Below are 21,343 nucleotides of genomic sequence, written 5' to 3'. Positions count from 1 at the left end.
AGAGTGATCACTAAAATCTATTATATTTAGGGGGTTATGAACATGAAGTTATGGAAGTTATTGCTGTCATTAGTTATAATGGGTACCCTGCTACTGGCAGCAGGATGTGGAAATGGTGAGGAAGCAAAAGAAAAATTGGAAGACAAAGAGAAGGAGAATGGTGAAGAAACAGCTATTATTACTTTATTCTTCCTAGAGCAGAAAGAAAAGGCTTTTCATCTGGCTGAGGAGGAAAGGGAAGTCCAAGAATCAGAAGCCACTCCCCAAACGGCGTTAGAGTTACTCCTTGAAGGACCCGAGTCTGAAGAAGTTGAAACTATTATTCATGAAGAGACCGAGTTAATAGATATAAATGTAGAAGATGGTATTTGTTATGCCAATTTCACAGAAGAATTAACCCAGGGAGCATACGGTTCGGAAATTGAGCTCAATCTGGTCAAATCCATAGTTCATACATTGGTACAGTTTGATGAAATTGATAAAGTCCAGTTTAAAATCGAAGGTGAAATTCCAGAAAGCATAGCTGGCCATATTTATACCGGTGAACCCCTGGATGAAGAACTGTAAAAGTTAATATTCAAGATTTAAAACACAGGGTTAAAAAGCTTTAAACTTTAAGAAAAGACATGATAGACTTAGTATAGACAATCATTTTCCTGGAGGGATTAAATGGTGACTGATACAAGTAAACCAGAGAATATTTGGAGTGACGAGCTCTATGTGAAATATTATTTGGAAATGATGGACGAAAAATATCCGGAAAGCCAGACAGAACGAGAAGCGAATTTTATAGAAGGTGCTATAAACTTATTTTACGGGGACAAGCTATTAGATCTGTGTTCGGGGTCTGGACGCCATGCCATATCAATGGCTAAAAGAGGTTATCAAGTAATGGGCTTAGACCTGAGCAATGGTCTGGTTGAAGCTAGCAAGAGAAGGGCAAGTGAAAGTTCGGTTAAGGATCAAGTTGACTTTATTCAGGGTGATGTGAGAAAACTCCATAAGCTGAAGCTTGAGACGAATTTTAAAGCAGCTTATTGTTTGGCCACCGTAGGCTTTCATATGACTGACCAAGATTTTAACAATATGTTGACAGGTGTTTATCATCTTCTAGATCCCGGTGGATATCTGATAATAGATGTAATTAATAGAGAAAATTTATTAAGGGAATTTAATGAAAAGGATTGGACAAAAACCAGGGGAGGCTATACCCGGCTGCGTAAAACTAAATTTGATTTCAAATCCAGCTGCACTATCAACCAAAAGTATCTCAAGACACCTGATGGGGAAGAAGAGATATATTATCAATGGATGAGAACCTATACCCTGAAAGAGATGGTGACTTTCTTAGAAAATAACGGCTTGAACTATCATAAGGTTTACGGCAACTTTAAGCGAACAGCTTATTCCATTAATTCTCCCAGGATGATTGTTGTTGCTAACAAAGATGATTCAAATCTATAGACATATAGATAATAAACAATAATGGAGGGTTTCAGTTGAAATATAAGGGATATGATATCTCAATAAAACTGGGTGATTATCGTAAAATCTGTAAACAAATTGGCTGTCAAGAAGATTATCAGAACAGCCAACATCAGATTTTAGAATCGATACTGAATGACTCCCAGATTAAAATCCCCCGGGAACTGACATTGCAAGAGGCAAATGACATGCTAAAAGACATGGAAAAACAGATCCGTTATCATGGTAAAAATTTATTCGAGTATTTACAAGAACAAGACAAATCAATTAATGAATTTAAAGAGGAACTGGCTGAACAAGCCGAATACAGATTAAAGGTGGAACTTTTGCTTATTAAGATAGCTGAACAAGAAGATATATCTGCGACTACGGAGGAACTTGACGAGGAAATAAATCAATTAGCCCGGGAGAATCAGATTCCCTTCGAAGCAGCTAAAGAAAAAGTAACCCTGCAAGGGGCGCAGTCTAAATTAGAACGAAAGATAATGCTAGAAAAAACTGCGGATTTTTTGCTAAACTTGGCAAGAAGTTAATCTAAAAGTGTTTTAAGTTGAAAATGCTTTAAGTTGAAAATTGATATCAGATATCAGGTTAGGGTGATTTTCGTTATGTTATGGCAGCGCTGGTTTCTAAAAAAATTGTTGAAAGTTGATCCTCCACAAGTTATCCAAGAACGATGTATTTCATATAAGATGAGATTAATGGACTGTGACAAGTGTAGTCGGAAGTGTCCACAAAATGCTATTAAAGTGCGTAAAGGCAAGGTTTTATTATCACCTGAAGACTGCTCTGGCTGCGGGATTTGTGCAGGGGCTTGCCCTACTCATGCAATTAAACCGGAAAACCTCAACTATCATACTAAATTTAAAGAAATTGTTCAGAAAGAACAACCGGTGCTAGGTTGTGATATGGAGTCTGACAATGTAGATGTCAGCTTTCCCTGTTTGTTCTCATTAGATGGAGAATTTTTACAATCCTTGGTCTTAAAACTAGGTGAACAGGGAGGACAACAGCTCAGCTTTTATTTTGGCAATTGTTTTGAATGTGAAAACTTTGATATGTATCCACAGTTTATGAAGTCATTGAAAAAAGCCAGTACTTTAATAAATAGTTTAGGATTGAATTTCAATTTCAACAGCATAACTAGCAAAGAAAATTTGAAACCCAATACTTATTATTATTCCAGGCGAGAAATATTACGAGTTTTTAGAGAAGATACTTTTAAAGCTGTTCAAGACGTGACAGAAGATATTATTCCCCGGGATAGAACCGGGCTACCAGAGAGTAGGCGCTTACTAGTAGCCCAGTTAAAAAAGTATCAGGAAAGTGACTTGCCCGCTAAAAACACCTTGACTTTGGGTGGGTTAAAAGTAGTATCACAGTGTACAGCATGTGGGCTTTGCGTTAAAAGCTGTATGAACCAGGCATTAAGTCTACAGACAGGAGAATATGAAACCGAATTATTTCATAAGCCCTGGCGATGCTTTAACTGCGGTATATGTCGGAATATCTGTCCTCCCAAAGTTTTGAAAAGAACTGCAGTTGGTGGAAAAATTAAAAATATATTAAATTCAAAAAAACTGTTTACAATGCAGCGGAAAATCATGTAATATATAAACAAAGGGTTAAGAAGTAATAAAAAATTGTTATAGGAAAAAAGCTGTTTAGTTGGGATTGGGTTTTAAAGGGGTGAATTCAAGTGCTAGTTGGAATTGCGGAGTTGCTAATTATTGCTTTTATTATAGGTGCAGCTTTTTTTGGCAGGAGAATGCCCCAAAAGATAGCTAAGTATGGGAAAATGGCAGTAAAGGCAGGAAGAGAATTTAATAGTATCAGAAAAATATTTAAAATCAAGTGAATTTTTTTAGCAAAAATATCACTTGATTTTATATCTTTTAATAGTGAAAGTTATAGCAATCACTGGACTAACATTGAAATCTATCATTAAATATAGATATTTTTTAGGAGGTGGTTTTTACCCGTCCTTTAATCTGTTTAATTATTACTATATAAAAGGGGGATAGTTATGTCAGAAAACAACTTTTTTACTTCTATTATTAAAGCACCTATTAACAGGCGAAAATTCTTAAAAATTAGTGGTGCCGGTGCAGCTTTGACAGCAGCTGGTCTAAGTTTATCAGGATGTGGTAAAGACAGCAGTGTTGAGGCCGGCGAAGATCTATCATCTTCCGAGTATATGCTGGTAGTTGATTCCACTAGGTGTTCAGGATGTCGCCGGTGTGAAACTATTTGCTCAGTCTTCAACCGAGGAAGTTCCAACCCGAATGTTTCGGGAATCAAAATTGCTCGAAATCAAAATTATGGTCAACAAAGCTCCACTTTAGGCTTCTGGAATGGAGAGGGATTGTTTGGCAACTTCAGAATTATACCAGAAACTTGCATTCAGTGTGAAGAACCAGTAATGTGTGCAGAAGTATGCCCCCAAAACGCAATTGGTAGCCATCCTGAAACAGGGGCTAGAGTTATTGATGAAGATGAATGCGTTGGATGTGGTGAATGTGTGGATGCTTGTCCTTGGGAAATGATTGCTATGGATCCCAATGATAATGTGGCAGCTAAGTGTCATATGTGCCATGGTGATCCACAGTGTGCTGCTAACTGTCCAAATGGTGCTATAAGCTTAGAAAGATGGCAGGATAGGTCCAAAGATCAACCTATTAGAAACCATGAATCGGTCTTATCATAATCGTAGTTAAATACTTGTCAAAACTACACTCTCAGACAAGGAGGTTTTGCTGATGACTAACCCTGGTGGTTGGGCTGGAAAGATACTCAGGGTGAATCTTTCCACAGGTGAAATAACTAAGGAAGACACCCTAGATTACAAAGATTATATTGGCGGAATGGGTATTGGTTACAAAGTTATTTGGGATGAAGTTCCCAAAGGTACAAAAGCTTACGATGAAGAGAACAAAATTATTTTTGGTGCTGGACCATTAACTGGTACAGGAATGCCTTGTAGTGGTAGAACTAATATCACTTCTCTGTCACCATTGAATCCTTACAATGCAATAACTGACAGTCACATGGGTGGACATTTCTCCCCAGAAATGAAGTTTGCTGGCTACGATGCTATCATTATAGAAGGTAAGGCTGACAAACCAGTATGGTTGAGAATTGAAAATGATGATGTATTTATTGAAGAGGCTGATAGTATTTGGGGAAATGGTACTTATCGAGCCACTCAAGAAATCAACAATGCCATGGGAGAAGCAGCCCAGGTAGCCGCTATTGGACAAGCTGGAGAAAACATGGTGAACATGTCTACCATAATGACTGGCTTTAGTCATTCTGCAGGTGGCCATGGTGGAGTTATGGGTTCAAAAAACTTAAAAGCCATTGGTATTCGCGGGACTAAACCTGTTAATATAGCAGGTGACCAGAATGAGTGGCGTGAACTACAACAAAAAATGAATAAAGTCATTGGATCCAACAACCAGCATGTAGTTCCCAACTCTCCTTTACCATGGGCTGAACATTATGATCCTGGCAGTAGATGGACAGGGAAGCCAGGTTTATACTGGGGAGCAGCTGATCCACCGGTAGAAACAGGTGAATGTCATCCCGATGATGTTAATAGCCTCGGCTATAGATGTCAAAAAGCTGTATTTGATGCAGGTGACATTGCCGAGAAGTATACTGTTAGAATGGGAGGTTGCCATGCCTGCCCTGTAAGATGTCATGCAAGGGTAGAGTTCCCTCAGCTAGAAGAACATGGTTATTCTAGATACTCAGGTAATACTTGTGTAGGGTGGGCCACTCCTGCTCGAATGATGATTAAAGGAACTAGTGATGAAGGAGACTTTATGGCCAGAACACTAGGTAAACACTTGGTAGATGATTATGGTATCTGGGATAACTACTGCTTGATAGTAGCGGACTTCGAATATGCCTATGAAAATGGTATACTTGAAGAAGTACTTCCTGAAGAAGAATATGAAGAAATCCCCTGGGATTTACTTGAAGATGGCGATCCAGCTTTCTTGAAAGACTTTTACCGCCGTATTGCCTTTAAAGAAGGGAAATTTGGAGAGACCATGGGCAAAGGTTCCTATTGGGTAGCGACAGAATGGGAATTCGGTGACGATTACTGGCACGGAGATGACTATGGCTTATTCTCTGTTTGGAACTACAAATTCGGATATCCACAGCATCATTCCAATGAGACATATGGTCAGGTAGGAGCACTTATCAACTGTATGTTTAACAGAGACGCCCAGTTACACACTCATGTTAACTTGCAGGGAAGCGGTCTTCCTCATGAAATTCAGGAAGAAATTGTAGAAGAAATTGTGGGCTCCAAAGATGCCATTGATCCACCGGCTGATTACACACCAGTAAATGAATATAAGGCTAAATATGCAAAGTGGAGCATCATTCGAAACTTACTTCATGATTCCTTAACTCTCTGTAACTGGATGTGGCCAATGCATGCTTCACCAAGAAAAGAATGGGATTATCGTGGCGACACTGCTTTAGAAGCTAAATTCTTAAGTGTTGCTACTGGTGAAGAATATACTGAAGAAGAATTGGACAGACTTGGAGAAAGAATGTTTACACTGCATAGGGCCTTGACTGTTAAGCAGATGGACACCGCTGACATGAGAAACGAACACGATGTTATCAGTGATTGGGTATTTGATATGGATCCGGATATGGAACCCTTTGAAGAAGGAACTATCAAGATGGATAGAGACGATATGCAAAAAGCACTTACTTTATTCTATAAAGAAATGGGCTGGGATGAAGAAACAGGTGCTCCGACTAGAGAATGTTTAGAAGAACTAGATTTAGGATATGTAGCCGATGAACTAGAGGAACAAGGATTACTTCCAAGCTAAGCTAAACAAATACGTTTAATGTATACTTAGTATTTTTGGTGTACTTAGTATTACATGGTTTTAAATTCGGGGGGCGCTAGCCCCCCTTATCTGTTTCATTTCACATTAAAAGCAAAAACGATTTTACGTATGAAAATGTTGGTTTTACAAAACACTGAAAATCAAAGGGGGATAAACTTGACTGCTGCCAATTTATCTCATGAACAATTACAAAATATAGTGACAAAAATCCGAGACAATTCACAAAAGGGCACCCTTACCCAATCTGCCACATTGATAGACCCCCTCTTAACAAAGGAGACATCCTCTGAAAATTCCTTACAAGCTAATGAGGATACCCCAAATAAGTTTTCAAGTGATCAATTAACACCAAAGAAGCTACTGATATCCATAAAAGAATCAGAGGAAAATGAAGATATCAAATTATTACAGGGTGCTAAAGGAATGTACTTTATCAGTGAATTGTATATGACTTCGGAATATGCTAATATGTTAATTAAGCTAGAAGAAGGAGACAACCCTTCTTTGATGGCAGAAATAGTAAGGCGAGATTGTAAAAAGTATCCCAGACCGACTAATATTAATTTGTTTCACAAATTTCCCTTTTTTATGAACAAACAGGAAATTGAAGATATCCTGTCAGATATGCAAAAGCATCCTGACTTTCAAGACATTAAATCAGTGACATCCTTTAACGGAGTTAAATACTTGTACTCCGAACAACACATGAATGAGAGGTATGCAGCTAAATTAGCCGATAACATAGAGTATCGTCTTAAAGGCTAGGCTAATATGATACAGTTAAAGGGGGGCTCGACTATTAACAGAATAGAACTACCAGTAAGTGAGGAACGCCCTGTAGATTTAATAGTAAATGACCAGCATTTAACAACTTTTATGTGTACCCCCAAAGAATTAAAACAGCTAGCCGTTGGTCATTTACTGGCAAGGCAAATGATTACATCCATAGCTGATATCCACATGATCGGAGCCTGTGATGACATGCGTAAAATTTATGTTAAAATTGGCAAGGAATTGCCTGAACAAGACTTGTCCCTTGGAAAAGTCATCGCATCAGGTTGTGGAAGTGGCAGTGCTATAAACAATGAGAACATTGTCAATCGTAAGATTGATTCCAACTTTGAGCTTAGTGAGACCGTTTTAAAAGAGGCCTTTACAGAAATGCATCGCCAGGCAGTAGAATACCAGAGAACCGGAGGCCTACACTCGGCAGCTTTAGTGAATGAGTCCGGTGTATTGACAGTCCAAGAGGACGTAGGTAGACACAATGCTATTGATAAACTTCTAGGAACAACATTATTCAAAGGATATGAGTCCGGAAAATTAGCATTAATTACAACGGGCAGGTTATCTTCGGATATGGTTCTTAAAGCCTTGGGTGCAGGATTTCCTTTGGTGGCTACTCGAAGTATTCCTACTTCAATGGCTTTGGAAATTGCTGAAACAGCTGGAATTACCCTGGTGGGCCGTGCTCATCGTACCCAAAAATATTTTTACTGTCATACAGATAGAATTAAACCTAAGCTAAAAGAAGGGAAGCAGTCATAGACTGCTTCCCTTTTTCTTTTGTATTCTTATTATTCTTATTGTTTTTGGTTTTAGGAATGCTAATTTATAAAACAAACTCTGAAGCTAGAAAAGCTTAAAAACTAAAGCTTATATACTAAAGCTTAAAGACTTTGGTCTCGAGTAACTTCTTCACCATTAATGAAAACATGTTCTAACTTAGGATCAAGGCTTAAAGGATCGCCATCAAATACCAGCACATCTCCGTCCTTACCTACTTCTAGGCTACCTACTCGGTGATCGATTTCAGCAATTTCTGCGGCATTAATTGTTACTGCTTTTAAGGCTTCTTCCCAGGGGAGCCCTTCCCTGACAGCCAATCCGGCACAGAATGGTAGTGTATAAATAGGGATTACCGGATGGTCTGTTGTGATGGCAAATTTCACTCCATCTTCATGTAAAACGCGGGGAGTTTCAAAGGTTCTATCCCTTAATTCCACTTTGGCTCTAGAGGTCATGCTTGGCCCTACTACAGCAGGGATATCGTGTTTTTTCAACTCCCCAGCTACTTTATGACCCTCAGTACAATGTTCTATAGATATAGGGAATTCAAATTCCTTTGCTATTCTGATAGCAGTCATTATATCGTCAGCCCTATGAGCGTGGGCTCTTAAAGTTAATTCACCTTTTAACACTTTTATCAAGACCTCTTTTTTGAAATCCTTGTCAGGTCCCTTACTATCTTTGTTTTCATCCTCTTGTTCCTGTTTTTGTTCATGTTCTTCTACTTTTTTCAAGTATTCACTGGCATCGAAAAAGGCTTTTCTCATTTGGGCAGCTGTTGCCATTCGGGTTGAGGGATTTTTACTTTGTGAACTGTAAACTCTTTTCGGATTTTCTCCAAATGCGGCTTTTAGTCCTACTGGATCTTTGATTACCATTTGATCGATAATTTCACCTACGGTTTTCATGGCTAGAGATTGCCCACCGATAACATTGGCACTTCCGGGTCCAGTTACTACTGAAGTAATTCCGTTAGTTCTGGCGTCTTTAACCCCTTCTTCACTGGGATTGATTGCGTCAATAGCTCGTAGTTCAGGGGTTATAGGGCTGGTAATTTCATTGAAATCGCTGCCCTCAAATCCAATGCCTTCTTCCGATATGCCAATATGTGTATGAGCATCGATCATTCCGGGCATAACTGTTTTACCCTCTGCATCAATAATTTTAGCTCCTTCTGGAGCATCAAGGTTGGGGCCGATTTGAGCAATTTTTCCACCCTTAATCAAAATATCTTCCCCTTCCCTGGGGGAACCTTTCATAGTAAGCAATGTTCCATTTTTAATTAACAACATTTCAGAAACCCTCCTGTTGCAGTAATAATTATCTTCCTCCAATGTCCTTTCGAGTTTCTAAGAAAAAATCCCTTCCTTATTATTAGAAAAAATATTAATAATAAGTTAAAAATTGGGAAAAATATCTAGAAATGTGCCTATTTACTCTAATGGAGGTGATTAGTTTATAGTTTATATTAAGTGTTGTTTTAATGTCTATTTTTGTAGTTTTTGGTAAAATTTTAGATTTATTCTGATAATAGAAGGAATTTAAACAATAACGGCGAACTCGTAACGTAAATACAATTCATTAGCTATTGAACCGTCTGAGAAACCCACTCCGGGTATTGCTTTTTTTATTTTTTGGTGGTACAATTTTAATCGGAAAATGAGTTCCCATCAAAATACTTCCTGTCGTTCTAAAAAGGGATGACAGGACAAAATCCCGGACGTGGGGTCGCTAGGGCGACCCCTAATTTTTTTATTAAAACTTTAACACATTGTATTATTAATGTCATAATATGTACAAGTTTGTAATTAACTGTCGAAGGACGAACCTCCAAGAATGGGCTATTCCGAACAGAAGGGAGGTGAAAATTTGAGAAATTATCGCCAAAGTCTGAATATTTTTATAGATGGTGGTTTTTTGGAAAAAGTATTCGCCAAGCTAGGTGAACCTAAAATAGATTATCTTAGATTGTACAGCTGGATCAGTAGACAAGTCATGATTCCGCGTTTACGTACATATTATTATCACTGTTTACCTTATCAGGGAAATCCGCCGAGCCAGGGAGAGAAGGATAGATTTAGCAAGAAACAGCGATTTTTTAACAAAATCAGCAGCTTGCCTCGTTCAGAAGTGAGGCTGGGTAGCCTGGCTTTTAGAGGACGCAGTGAAGAAAAACAACCTATTTTTGAGCAAAAAAAGGTTGATGTTCTAATGGCCCTAGACATTGCTCGGTCAGCCTTTGAACAGCGCATTAGTCACATTGCCCTGATTTCAAGTGATAGTGATTTTGTCCCTGCTATTCAGATGGCTAAGGACAAGGGTATAATAGTTTACCTTTTATATAGTCACGAAATAAAACCTCATCACGACTTGGTAGATGCCTGTGATGAGGTAATATACTTAACTATGGATGATATAAAAGAAATGGAATTATAAAAATATAAAATCTCCGGGGAAATCCCCGGAGATTACTTTTGGAGGGGGAGGGTAAAGGTTGAGTGGGGAAGGTGATGGGAATTATCCCAGTCTTTGCTTACTTTTACTTTCAGTAAAAGTTATACTTCTTTAGGTCAACCGTTAGTTGGATAGAAGGTGGCACAGTCAGTTTCCTGGGTATCCTGGGCACCTGGTGGTTGCACCTCTATTTTCGGTGCTTTGCACTGGTTACCTTGATTCCAATAATAACAGGTATTCACAACACATTTAACACCATTTAAAGGTTGATTACTTTTATCCAAATTTCCCCTCCTTTCTGGAGAAGGCTGACCCTTCTATTAAATATTATGAAACATAATAGCCTGCATAATGCCTGGAAGTTTTTGAGATAACAGTTTTAGTGAAGTAAGATTTTTGTTATAATTATGATCGTGATTTTAATTATTGAAAGGCAGGTCGCGGCCACCCTGCCTTATCAAAAAACAAGGAGCGTGATAAAAATGACATCTAGAGACATTGCCCGGACGGCAATAATTGCGGCCATTTATATCGCCGTCACTCAAGTAGTCTCACCTTTTGCTTTCCACGCTGTTCAGATTAGGGTACCTGAAGCCCTGACTGTCCTGCCATTTTTAACCAAACATGCCATCCCTGGACTGACAATTGGTGTGTTTATAGCCAACTCACTTGGTCCTCTGGGAATTGTGGATATGGTGTTGGGAAGTTTGGCTACACTGTTGGCGGCTCTTTTGACCTGGAAAATGCCCAAAACATACCTGGCCCCGCTGCCACCGGTAATAATAAATGCCTTGATTGTCGGGGGATATTTGAATTTGATTTTGGGTATTGAAGATGGTCCATTGATTTTGACTATGCTGACAGTAGGCGCAGGACAATTAATTGCGTGTTACGGATTGGGTTTACCGCTATTATTATTCATAAAGCGAACCCCTGAATTGATGCGGTTTTTTGGAGAAGAATAAAAACTAAATTTAGGCCCCTCAACTATAATGATTGAGGGGCCTTTTAACATATTGCGCGGATCAGTAGATTAGAGGGGGTAAGGAAGGGTTAGCTTATGAATACCAACCACGTTTTTGCATGGCTTGGTATATCTCTTCGGCATGCTGTTGTTCTTCTTGTTGAATTTGTTGTAGAGTTTGGCGAATATTAGTTTTATCACTTTCCAGTACACTAACATCATAGTAGGAAGAGATATGCTTTTCTGTCATTAGCATATCGTGAAGCATAGCCTGATCATTTAATTGCTGGTTATTTTTTTGTTTTTGATTACCCTTCTGATTAGGTTGATATTGGAACAATTCTAGTTCCCTCCTTTTGTGTGATTTGATACAGGCGTTAACTCTGCTGATTCTGCTGCTGCCCCTGTTGCTGATTGGGTTGTTGATACTGTTGCATTAGCTGATCGATCTGATTATAATGAGCTCGCTCTTTATCGGCCAATCTTTGAAATAAATTTTTGAGTTCTCGATCATTGAACTGATTCGCATAAGTTTCGTATTTTGCAATACACAACTCTTCATAGTTCCTAGCCTCTTGTAAGTACTGTTGTTCTTTTTGTGTTAGAGAGGCAGTTGACATTGTTTTTGACCTCCTTTTAATAGATCGTGCTTAATATAATCTTGATTGCTTTGCTTTTATTATTATCTGACCCAGAGCGGAAATTTATGCAAAAGCCTATTGTATTTTAAAGTTATCAACATTAAACTTTAATTCATAATTAAGTTTAAAAATTTGCAAATAAAAAAGCTGGCTAATTAGCCAGCTTTTTAACAGATATTTGGAATTTAAAATTTAGTCAAGTATTGCTCTCTTTCCCAAGGATGAACAGCTTCGGTATAACTCTGCCATTCGTATTTTTTAGCATCGATGAATCTTTTGTAGATATGATCGCCTAAACCTTCCTGAATAACACCATCTGCTTGCAAGTAAGTCAATGCCTCCAATAAATTCTCAGGTAGTCTATCAATTCCCAGTTCTTTTCGTTCTTCTGGAGTCATATTATAAATATTTTTGTCAATTGATGCAGGAGGCTCAATTTTGTGCTTAATACCATGTAAGCCTGCTTTTAACATAACTGCTGTAGCTAAATATGGATTACAAGCAGTATCGGGATTACGAAGCTCTACCCTGGTAGAAGTTTCTCTTTTTGCTGGAATTCGTATCAGGGGACTTCTATTTTTCTCACTCCAGGCAATATATACAGGAGCTTCATATCCCGGAACAAGACGTTTAAATGAATTGACGGTGGGATTGGTTATGGCTGACATAGCTTTGGCATGCTGTAATAAACCTCCGATAAAATAATAGCATTCTTGGCTAAGTCCATTGGGATCCTCGGGATCATAAAAAGCGTTTTTCCCGTTTTTAAATAAGCTAATATTTGCATGCATTCCGGAACCGTTGATACCTTGGATGGGTTTTGGCATGAAAGTGGCATGAAGGTCGTGTTGCTTGGCGATAGTTCTGACAACATAGCGGAATGTGGCGATCATATCGGCTGTTTTTAGGGCATCTTCATATTTGAAATCGATTTCGTGCTGGCCTGGGGCAACTTCGTGGTGAGTAGCTTCTATTTCAAAACCCATTTGCTGAAGAGTTATAGCCATATCTCGTCTGGCTTCTTCGCCTTTATCAACGGGAGCTAGATCGAAATATCCCGCTTTATCGTGGGTTTTTAGGGTAGGTTCACCGTCGGAACCAGTGTGGAATAAGAAAAATTCATTTTCCGGTCCTACTTTCATGGAATATCCCATTTCGTCCGCTTCCTGGATGGCACGTCTTAAAGTACATCTGGGACAACCAATGAAGGGCTCTTGATTGGCATCGTAAACATCGCAGATAATTCGAGCAATTTTACTTCCATTGTTTGTCCAAGGGAAGATCATAAAAGTATCAGGATCGGGTTTTAAATACATATCCGATTCTTCAATCCTGACAAAACCTTCAATAGAAGAACCATCAAACATCAATTCGCCGTCCAGGGCTTTATCGAGCTGGTTGACAGTTATGGCCACGTTTTTCAGTACACCTGTGATATCTGTGAACTGAAGACGAATAAACTCTACATTATGTTCTTTTACCGCCGCTATAATATCTTCGGGTTTCATAAATTGTCACTCCCTTTATATTTTCTCTGAGACTGATTATCAATATCTTAAAATTTTAGCACTTTATAGTATGAGTGTCAATTATGTCAGAAAAGCGATGTAATTGTTCTGTGATATTGTCACCCCTAGAATGTTCTGTGAAAATGTCACTATGACTAAAAAGGTGACATATCAAATGACCCAAGAAGAAATTAAAAAACTAAATATTATCAATCAAACAATTGATGGCTACTTAACCATTAGAGATGCAGCACGAGCTTTGAACCTCAGTGATCGACAAATTAAACGACTGAAGAAAGGAGTGCAACTAGAAGGACCCAGTTTTGTCATACATAAAAGCCGAGGTAAAAAGCCTGATCATTCTGTTCCTGAAAGTACTGAAAAACATATCATTTCTCTAAAGTTAGAAAAATACCCAAATGCAAATTTCACTCATTTTACAGAACTTTTAAACGAGCGAGAAAAAATCTCTATCAGTAGGCCAGTTGTTCATAGAATTCTTAGTAAAGCTGGAATTTCTAGTCCTAAAAAACATAAAAAGAGTAAGAGTCACCACAGACGCAAACGCAAGGACAGAATGGGACTTTTAGTACAAATAGACGCCTCACCTTATGACTGGTTTGACACTGGCTTTGATTGTGATTTACACGCTGCTATCGATGATGCCACAGGAGCTTTGCTAGGATTATTTTTTGTTGAAAATGAATGTCTTGAGGGATACTTTCAGATTATGCATCAGTTAATTTCAAACTATGGTATTCCTGCAAGTCTTTATAGCGATAAGCACACTATTTTTAGATCACCTAAATCGGACAAGCTTTCGATTGATGAACAGCTCGCAGGTAAACAAGTTAAGCCTACTCAATTTGGTGCAGCTATGGAAGAGTTAGGAGTCACTATTATACCTGCTAACTCTCCACAAGCAAAAGGACGAGTTGAAAGGCTTTTTGATACTTTACAAAGCAGACTGCCCACACTTTTTAAGCTACACAATATAACTACCATGGAGAAAGCTAATGAATTTTTACAAAAAGATTTCTTGCCTGATTTTAATAAAAGATTTGCCCTAAAGCCCGAAAATGAGCTATCGGCTTTTACCTGTTTAAATCAAGATATTAATCTTGATCATATACTTTGTTCTAAATTCAAAAGAACTGTGGACAACAGTGCCACTTTCTCTTTTGAAGGAAGTTACTATCAAATTTTAGATAAAAATAGTCAACTGGTTCCTAAATCTAAAGTTACTGTCCTATCTAATCCTAAATTTGGAGTTAAAGTAAAATATAAAGATATGGTGTTTGAAACTCAAATTGTGGACAAGCCTTCAACTACTAAAATGACCAAAAAAGTTAAAACAACGCAATCACCTAAAAATAGAATAGTCCCAGATGAAAATCACCCTTGGAGAAAACAAAGTGAAAGAACAAATCTTAACTACGACCTGACTGATCAAGAACTTTTAGATACTATACTAAATACCAGGGACCGAGTTTAAAACTCGGTCTACCTTCCTGGGGGGTGACATTTTCTCTGAACAAATTTATGCGTTTTTAGGTGACATTTTCAAAGAACATTGACATTATGTCAGAAAAGCGACTATCATGGCAATTGTTAACAATAAATCCTAATTAATCCTCAAAATGTTATACAAATATGTTATGGGAATAGAAGTTTTTTATGGAGGTCAGAAAATTCGCACTATTAGCAAAAGACTGTCACGCCTGTATTTAGAGTGATTTTAAATGTTTATTAACTGTCTATAGTAGTGAATTAACTAACTATTATTATTATAAAAAATTAGATAAAATAATAATGAACATAATAAACTAAATAATAAAAAGATTAGATGGTTTTTAACTATCTAATTTTCGAAACTCTATTAGTTACTAAGAAACAATTGCAAATCGAGTCTTACAGAATAATTAGAGGGGAGGAGTTAAATATGGCAAAAGAAGATTCAAACAAACAGGTCGAAACTTCCCAGATATCACGGAAAAAATTCCTGAAAGGTGCTGGAACTACAGTGGCAGGTGTTGCCCTATTGGGTGGTTTCGGATCATTAATGACAGGATGTGCTGAAGATGGTGAAAGAGCTGCAGCAGACTCTCAAGACTCGAAGATAGAAGTACCAGAACATCCCTTTGAATATCAACCTCTAGATCCTGACAAGGTTGCCGAAAGGGCATACCACGCTTATTTTGAAGGTGGATGAGGTTATGGTTTAGCCGAGGGGGTCCTCGGCGAACTGCAAGATCAGGTCGGTTATCCTTTTGATCAAATTCCCACTATGGCATTCTGGCCCTTTAGAGGTGGTCTTGCAGGATGGGGCTCAATCTGTGGTGTATTACCTCCGGCAGCAACTATAATTAGCATGGTACATGAAGAAGAGAAATTTATGGATTTAAATGATGAACTAATGGCCTGGTATCAAAAGTTCCCATTCCCTGAGTATCAACCTGCAGGACTGGATTTACCCCAGGTTGAGGTGAATTCTAGTCTGTGTCACGTATCGGTTACTAAGTGGATGAATGTAGCAGGTGTTGAATCCAGAGGTGCGGAAGAAAGAGGAGAACGCTGTGCAGGAGTTACAGCTGATACCGCAAAATTCGTAGTTGAAATGTTGAATAAAGAACATGAAGAAGGCTATGTAAGAGAAATGGCTCCCGCAGCCGTAGCTGATGATTGTATGACCTGTCACGAAAACGAGCCATATCCAAGCCAGGGAAAAGAAGACTGTACGGAATGTCATGGTGACCCCCATGACGGTGAATTCGGAGACTTCGATTAATATAACAAACTTAACTACTTAATAATTACCAACGTTTATTTAGGAAGTTGGGCATCCTATGGGATGCCCAACTTTTGTTTGTGCATAAACAAAGACAATGATTTACGATGAATAGCAGCAGAAATCCCACTGCTTTAGCTGTGGGAGTATATCAAGAACGCTCATTTATTGCAAGGGTTGAAACTTGATTATGTTGTTTTGTGGAAAAATTAAAGATAAAATATTATTTATAAGGTTCAAATAAAAGTATCAATTAATTTAAATCTTAAATTTATTGAGGTGTTGATAAAATAATGAACTGGGCAAAGACGGAAGAACGAGTGATTCCGAAAAAAATGAGTCCCAACAATGGAACACTCCTTGAGCATATTGCGAGATATGAGCTCAGCAAAAAATTCTCTACGGGCAGAGTACTAGATATTGCCTGTGGGGTGGGATACGGATCTAAAATTTTGGCAAGTTCACAAAAGGTCAGAGAAGTCCTGGGTGTAGACCTGTGCCCTGAAACTATTGAATACGCTCGGAATCACTATAATAATCCCAAAGTCAGTTATCGAATTGGAGACACTTTGGACGAAACTTTACCTGAAAAGTTAGGAACCTTTGATTGTGTTGTCAGTCTAGAAACTATGGAACATGTGGAAGATGAAGCTCAGTATCTAGCCAATATGTATCGTTTGACAGAACCAGGAGGGCTTATAATTATTTCGACTCCCTTTGGCAGAGGGCGAGATAAACCTTGTAATGATCCTTATCATGTTCATCAATTGACAGAGGAAGAATTTGAAGGGACCATGAAAGATTATTTCGGCTCTGAGAATGTAACATTATACAGGCAACTTGACGAGACGATTGAACTGCCCCTTCCCGATAAAAAGTACTATCTAGGGATTGGAGTTGCTATAAAATCACCAAAATAAGCTTTCAATCTAAATTTGAATAAAAAACTCCCCCAGGCTCATTGATAATATCAAGAGACCTGAGGGAGTTCCTGGGAAACTTATCTCTGGAATTTTGAGTAAAACTGGTTTACTCGGGATTCTGATAACTATTCGGATTCGGGAAGTTCTTGAACATTTTCTTCTTCTTCCTTTTCCATTTCTACACCTTGTACATTAACCCTTACTGCTGGTACTTCTAGGCCTGTCATGGACTGAATTGCTTCTCTGACAGCTTTTTGCACTTCTTTTGCCGTTTCATGAATTTTTACTCCGTATTGAACTACAATACTAATACTTACATTGACTTCATTTTCTTGGGTAGTTTCTACTTTAACTCCTTTAGCAAGGTCTTTTCTGCCAACTCTTTCTGCAATGTTACCTACAAAAGAACCTCCTGCCATTCCTCTAACACCTTCGACTTTATTAGCAGCAATCCCAGCAATGATTGCAATAACGTCGTCAACTATTTCAATGTTGTCTTCCCTTGAAATGTCAGTCACTTCATTTTTACGTTTTTCATTATCAGCCATTACGAACCTCTCCTTTGTAATTAATTTCTCCAGAAGACCATGATTTTATAAACTTAAATCAAAGGTCAACTGGTTGGCCGGTTATTGATTCATATTAATATTATATCCGGCCTAGTTTATTTATATCACCTGTATCCAATAATATTCTCCAAAAAATTCCTAAATCCTGCAAATAATTATTTTTAAATAAAATTCACGATAAACAGCAGCAGAAATTCCACTGCTTCAGCTGTGGGAGTATGTCAATTAATTGATTGACATTTTATGAACTGGAAGGAATAGACCTAGATGACAAGAAATATTCATCTATGAATAGATCAGCAAATAAATCCTGTTATTTGCTGATTTAAATTGACTGCTCACTCGTTAAATGTACTGTCAAAGCCGCATAATCCGTTCAAACCCGCATAAACTTTTTAAACCGTTTGAACCGCATAAACCGTTCAATTGAAAATTATACAGTGTCAACAACTAAATATAACAGTGCCATGGAAAAAAGATAGTCTTAGATGGGACGGGATAACTATGTCAGGAATTATATCAAAACTTAAAAACAGCTTATGGGAAGACAATATCAAAAAAATGGTTCTAAAAGTGGGCAAAGTCCTGTTTTTAATTATAGTTGCCCTAGTTATCATTCAACATATACCCCAATTAATAGGAAATCTCAAAATAATATCACCCTGGACCATTGCTTCTGTGTTGATTTTACAGCTAATAACTTTAGTCTTGGTAGCCTATCAATGGCGCCTTTGTTCAGGAGTTTTTGAACACAGGGAAATAGGGCGAATACGAGATTTTTGGATAATCAACAGCTACGGTACCCTGTTGGAAGGGGTGACCCCGGCAGCCAAAACAGGTGGGGAAGGTCTAAAAGCAGTAATGATAAGCAGAAACCTTCACTATTCGAAAGAAGAGGCAATCCTCTTGGTTCTTTGCCATAAAATCATCAGTATGGGAAGCTTTTTTGTTGTCATGGCTGCCTTTTATTACGGCTTATTCATGGCAATTCCTAGGTTTTTACTTGATAAACCAGTGATCGTTACACTTCTATCTATACTGGCCTTGGTACTAATAATCCTTTGCCTGCTTCCTAAGATTAAACAAAGGATTAGTACTGATTCTTGGTTAAACATGGTTCTTGAAAAATCCGGTTTTTTTATCAGATTGTTTTGGAAGCATAAACTGCTTGTAACTTCTGCCTTTGTCATTGGTCTAATAATTTGGTTCCTACTGGGCGTAAAATCTTATCTTATCAGTCTGGGAATGGGTGTTGAGCTCTCCTTTTTACAGGTAACCAATGCCACTTTTATTGGTTATTTATTTGGAATGATTCCGGTGAGTCCAGGAGGTTTGGGTACTTACGAAGGTGCTATGACAGTACAGTTATATCGCATGGGGCTTTCTCGAGGCCTGGGCTTTAGTTTGAGTTTATTGAGTAGATTAACTACTTTCTGGTTTACCCTGTTGGTCTCATTTATTTCAGTAACAATAGCCAATTTGATTTCTTCGACCATAAAAAAATAGATAAAAGTTACAGGAATTTTGTGCTAAATTGTAGAAATAAATAGAAGCTGGTAGATGAGATAAGAAATCATTACTAATATTTTTTATTTGAATTAGAAGGGAGTGACAGCTTGCGATGAAAGGCACAGTAGTTCTCGCCTGGATTAATAGTTTAAAGGATTTGTATGGAGAAGACCAAGTAACTCAGGTACTTTCAGAATTGGGATGGGAAGGTGATGAAATTATCACACCCACCATGAATGTATCTGATCGGGATGCCCGTGGACTGATAGAAAAAATGGCAGAAAAACAAGGTTCTAGTAGTTCCCATGTTTTTAGAAAGTTGGGAAGAAAAAATATCTGGTCCTTTGCTGAATTGTTTCCGTCTTATTTTGATCAGAGTACGGCAAAGGAATTCCTAATGATGATGGATGAAGTCCACCGCCAGCTTACCAAAATGATCTCTGGTGCAACTCCCCCGGGTCTTGTGGCTGAAGAACTTTCTCCAAATACTATTAAAATTAAATATGTTTCTAACCGGGGTTTATTTGATTATTTCTTAGGACTTCTGGAAGGAGTCGGAGATTATTTTGATGAGGAAATCAATTTTGAAGAACTGGATCGGGGAGAAGACTCCAATGGAGAACAATATTTAGATGTAAAAATTACTACAGAACAAGCTACAGCTGGAATTAAAGAATTTCCCTTGAGCCGTTTCTTGTCCTTGGGAATAATCAGAGGAGTACCAGGTAAAATTGCTCTTTCAAGTAGTGTTGTTATAACAATAATAGCTGCTGCCTTGAATGGCTTTCAACTCGACACCAATCTGGCAGTGATTCTGGTGGCTAGTTTTGCAGTTATATACGGTTCAGCCAAGATTGCTCTGGCGCCTTTAGATGTAGTCAGAAATGAATTGAACAAGTTGAAGGAACTGGATTTTTCTCAGGCCCTCAGGGTAAGTTCCGGTGACTACATAGAAACACTACAAAATGATTTATTTGAGTCCAAGACTAATATCAAAAAAGGTTTATTATTTTTAAAAGGCGGTACAGATGATTTATATAAATTTGTTGAGCGCTACGGAAATGTATCCGATAATATGAAAGAGCTGTCGGGTGACATTTCCCAAATGGTGCAGGAAGTTTCTCAAGGAGCTATTCAACAAGCGGAAGAAACAGAAGGTTCCGTTAACAGTCTGCAAAGTAATGTAGAAACAATCCAATCCATTGCCAATGAAGAACTTGAAGATAAAGAAGCTCTGGAGAAGGCAGTTCAGAATATCAAGTCAAGTCATGAAGATGTTCGCAATGTTGCCGAAAAGCTGGAAGACGTCCGACAGCAATTTGCGGGAGTAGACTCCAAGGGTAAGGAACTTTCTAAAAATGTGGAACATATGCTGGAAATAGTGACAACTGTGGAAGAAATAGCGGAACAGACCAATCTACTGGCTCTCAATGCTTCCATAGAAGCGGCTAGGGCAGGAGAACACGGTCAAGGTTTTGCTGTGGTAGCCAACGAAGTCCGTAACCTGGCTGAAAACTCGGGGAAAGCTGTGGGAACTATCAGTGACAATTTGAAAAGCTTTGTTTCAGAAGTTGATAATCTGGTCAATGATATCACCAATCAATTTTCTCGGCTTGAGGAAAGTACCACAACTCTTCACAGTACTGCCGAGGAAACCGGACATGCCACAAATCAGATCAATCAGGTGGCTGAAAAAATCGCCGATATGGTGGACAAGCTTTCTAAGGAAACGGAGAACATGAACCAGGTCTTTGAAAGTATTAACTCCCTAGCGGCCATAGCCGAAGAAAACAGTGCCGCTTCAGAAGAGATGAGTTCTAATGTCAGTGAGTACTCTGAAAAAATCAAAGAAATGTCCGAATACACCGAGCAGTTAAAAGTGTTGACAAGTGAGCTTCAAGGCGAACTAAAACGACACAAGGTTTAATTAGAAATGAAAGTATAGTTAGAGATGAAGATATAGTTAGAAATGAAGATTTAATCAGAGATGAAGGTATATTAGAGATGTAGTTTGGTGGCATGACTCGTATTGTAGTATCGTTATATTTAC

Annotated in this window: 22 protein-coding genes and 1 pseudogene; 17 read left to right on the top strand and 6 right to left on the bottom strand. The window is 38.2% G+C overall.

Going from position 1 to position 21,343, the window contains the following annotated elements:
• The first annotated feature begins 42 nt into the window (after nt 1-42).
• The 9 genes from NTHER_RS11595 to fdhD all read left to right on the top strand — a co-directional run bounded on the left by NTHER_RS11595 (nt 43) and on the right by fdhD (nt 7,916).
• A complete protein-coding gene (locus NTHER_RS11595) occupies nt 43-567 on the top strand; it encodes a GerMN domain-containing protein (RefSeq protein ID WP_012448700.1) in 525 nt (174 codons plus the stop codon).
• 105 nt (nt 568-672) lie between these two features.
• A complete protein-coding gene (locus NTHER_RS11590; RefSeq protein ID WP_158438273.1) occupies nt 673-1,464 on the top strand; it encodes a class I SAM-dependent methyltransferase in 792 nt (263 codons plus the stop codon).
• Between the two features lie 35 nt (nt 1,465-1,499).
• Complete coding sequence (locus NTHER_RS11585; protein WP_012448698.1) at nt 1,500-2,018, top strand: trigger factor; 519 nt, start codon at nt 1,500-1,502, stop codon at nt 2,016-2,018.
• A 33-nt stretch (nt 2,019-2,051) separates the two neighbouring features.
• Entirely contained in the window at nt 2,052-3,095 is a 1,044-nt protein-coding gene (locus NTHER_RS11580; RefSeq protein WP_158438271.1) for a 4Fe-4S dicluster domain-containing protein, read from the top strand.
• Nucleotides 3,096-3,184: 89 nt separating this feature from the next.
• Entirely contained in the window at nt 3,185-3,343 is a 159-nt protein-coding gene (locus NTHER_RS15970; RefSeq protein ID WP_158438269.1) for a hypothetical protein, read from the top strand.
• A 168-nt stretch (nt 3,344-3,511) separates the two neighbouring features.
• The gene (locus tag NTHER_RS11575; protein ID WP_012448696.1) at nt 3,512-4,192 is read left to right on the top strand and encodes a 4Fe-4S dicluster domain-containing protein; all 681 of its coding nucleotides are present in this window, start codon (nt 3,512-3,514) and stop codon (nt 4,190-4,192) included.
• 52 nt (nt 4,193-4,244) lie between these two features.
• Nucleotides 4,245-6,347, top strand: coding sequence for an aldehyde ferredoxin oxidoreductase (locus NTHER_RS11570; protein ID WP_012448695.1), 2,103 nt, complete (start codon nt 4,245-4,247; stop codon nt 6,345-6,347).
• Between the two features lie 177 nt (nt 6,348-6,524).
• Complete coding sequence (locus NTHER_RS11565; RefSeq protein WP_041367127.1) at nt 6,525-7,133, top strand: hypothetical protein; 609 nt, start codon at nt 6,525-6,527, stop codon at nt 7,131-7,133.
• Nucleotides 7,134-7,139: 6 nt separating this feature from the next.
• A complete protein-coding gene (gene fdhD, locus NTHER_RS11560) occupies nt 7,140-7,916 on the top strand; it encodes a formate dehydrogenase accessory sulfurtransferase FdhD (protein WP_012448693.1) in 777 nt (258 codons plus the stop codon).
• Nucleotides 7,917-8,038: 122 nt separating this feature from the next.
• On the opposite strand, the gene NTHER_RS11555 is transcribed toward fdhD, so the two are convergent.
• Complete coding sequence (locus tag NTHER_RS11555; RefSeq protein WP_012448692.1) at nt 8,039-9,229, bottom strand: amidohydrolase; 1,191 nt, start codon at nt 9,227-9,229, stop codon at nt 8,039-8,041.
• A gap of 577 nt (nt 9,230-9,806) precedes the next feature.
• Between NTHER_RS11555 and NTHER_RS11550 the strand changes: the two genes are divergently transcribed.
• The gene (locus tag NTHER_RS11550; protein WP_012448691.1) at nt 9,807-10,373 is read left to right on the top strand and encodes an NYN domain-containing protein; all 567 of its coding nucleotides are present in this window, start codon (nt 9,807-9,809) and stop codon (nt 10,371-10,373) included.
• A gap of 134 nt (nt 10,374-10,507) precedes the next feature.
• On the opposite strand, the gene NTHER_RS15680 is transcribed toward NTHER_RS11550, so the two are convergent.
• The gene (locus NTHER_RS15680; RefSeq protein WP_012448690.1) at nt 10,508-10,675 is read right to left on the bottom strand and encodes a DUF1540 domain-containing protein; all 168 of its coding nucleotides are present in this window, start codon (nt 10,673-10,675) and stop codon (nt 10,508-10,510) included.
• 198 nt (nt 10,676-10,873) lie between these two features.
• Here NTHER_RS15680 and NTHER_RS11545 point away from each other — a divergent pair, with 198 nt between their 5' ends.
• Nucleotides 10,874-11,356, top strand: a complete 483-nt coding sequence (locus NTHER_RS11545) for a QueT transporter family protein (RefSeq protein WP_012448689.1) — start codon at nt 10,874-10,876, stop codon at nt 11,354-11,356.
• Between the two features lie 93 nt (nt 11,357-11,449).
• On the opposite strand, the gene NTHER_RS15675 is transcribed toward NTHER_RS11545, so the two are convergent.
• The 3 genes from NTHER_RS15675 to glnA form a co-directional block, all read right to left on the bottom strand.
• Nucleotides 11,450-11,695 (bottom strand): spore coat protein, encoded by a 246-nt coding sequence (locus tag NTHER_RS15675; protein WP_012448688.1) that lies wholly within the window; start codon nt 11,693-11,695, stop codon nt 11,450-11,452.
• A 37-nt stretch (nt 11,696-11,732) separates the two neighbouring features.
• Complete coding sequence (locus NTHER_RS15670; RefSeq protein WP_012448687.1) at nt 11,733-11,975, bottom strand: ferritin family protein; 243 nt, start codon at nt 11,973-11,975, stop codon at nt 11,733-11,735.
• A 206-nt stretch (nt 11,976-12,181) separates the two neighbouring features.
• Nucleotides 12,182-13,504 (bottom strand): type I glutamate--ammonia ligase, encoded by a 1,323-nt coding sequence (glnA, locus tag NTHER_RS11535; protein ID WP_012448686.1) that lies wholly within the window; start codon nt 13,502-13,504, stop codon nt 12,182-12,184.
• 103 nt (nt 13,505-13,607) lie between these two features.
• Here glnA and NTHER_RS11530 point away from each other — a divergent pair, with 103 nt between their 5' ends.
• The 4 genes and pseudogenes from NTHER_RS11530 to NTHER_RS11515 all read left to right on the top strand — a co-directional run bounded on the left by NTHER_RS11530 (nt 13,608) and on the right by NTHER_RS11515 (nt 17,212).
• Nucleotides 13,608-14,999: an ISNCY family transposase gene (locus NTHER_RS11530; RefSeq protein WP_202943851.1), complete on the top strand. Its 1,392-nt coding sequence runs from the start codon at nt 13,608-13,610 to the stop codon at nt 14,997-14,999.
• Between the two features lie 447 nt (nt 15,000-15,446).
• Nucleotides 15,447-15,716, top strand: coding sequence for a hypothetical protein (locus NTHER_RS11525; protein ID WP_041367125.1), 270 nt, complete (start codon nt 15,447-15,449; stop codon nt 15,714-15,716).
• A 24-nt stretch (nt 15,717-15,740) separates the two neighbouring features.
• A pseudogene (locus NTHER_RS11520) lies at nt 15,741-16,292 on the top strand (C-GCAxxG-C-C family protein); the annotation flags it as partial.
• A 293-nt stretch (nt 16,293-16,585) separates the two neighbouring features.
• Entirely contained in the window at nt 16,586-17,212 is a 627-nt protein-coding gene (locus NTHER_RS11515) for a class I SAM-dependent methyltransferase (RefSeq protein WP_012448684.1), read from the top strand.
• Between the two features lie 128 nt (nt 17,213-17,340).
• Here NTHER_RS11515 and NTHER_RS11510 read toward each other — a convergent pair whose 3' ends face one another.
• The gene (locus tag NTHER_RS11510) at nt 17,341-17,763 is read right to left on the bottom strand and encodes an Asp23/Gls24 family envelope stress response protein (RefSeq protein WP_012448683.1); all 423 of its coding nucleotides are present in this window, start codon (nt 17,761-17,763) and stop codon (nt 17,341-17,343) included.
• A gap of 525 nt (nt 17,764-18,288) precedes the next feature.
• On the opposite strand from NTHER_RS11510, the gene NTHER_RS11505 reads away from it, so the two are divergent.
• Nucleotides 18,289-19,290 (top strand): lysylphosphatidylglycerol synthase transmembrane domain-containing protein, encoded by a 1,002-nt coding sequence (locus tag NTHER_RS11505; RefSeq protein ID WP_012448682.1) that lies wholly within the window; start codon nt 18,289-18,291, stop codon nt 19,288-19,290.
• Nucleotides 19,291-19,405: 115 nt separating this feature from the next.
• Nucleotides 19,406-21,220, top strand: a complete 1,815-nt coding sequence (locus tag NTHER_RS11500; protein WP_012448681.1) for a heme NO-binding domain-containing protein — start codon at nt 19,406-19,408, stop codon at nt 21,218-21,220.
• Nucleotides 21,221-21,343 lie beyond the last annotated feature (123 nt).

This window comes from Natranaerobius thermophilus JW/NM-WN-LF (assembly GCF_000020005.1).
GTDB lineage: Bacteria > Bacillota > Natranaerobiia > Natranaerobiales > Natranaerobiaceae > Natranaerobius > Natranaerobius thermophilus.
Note: the sequence above shows the minus strand (reverse complement) of the source record. Positions and strands in the feature narration are given on the sequence as shown.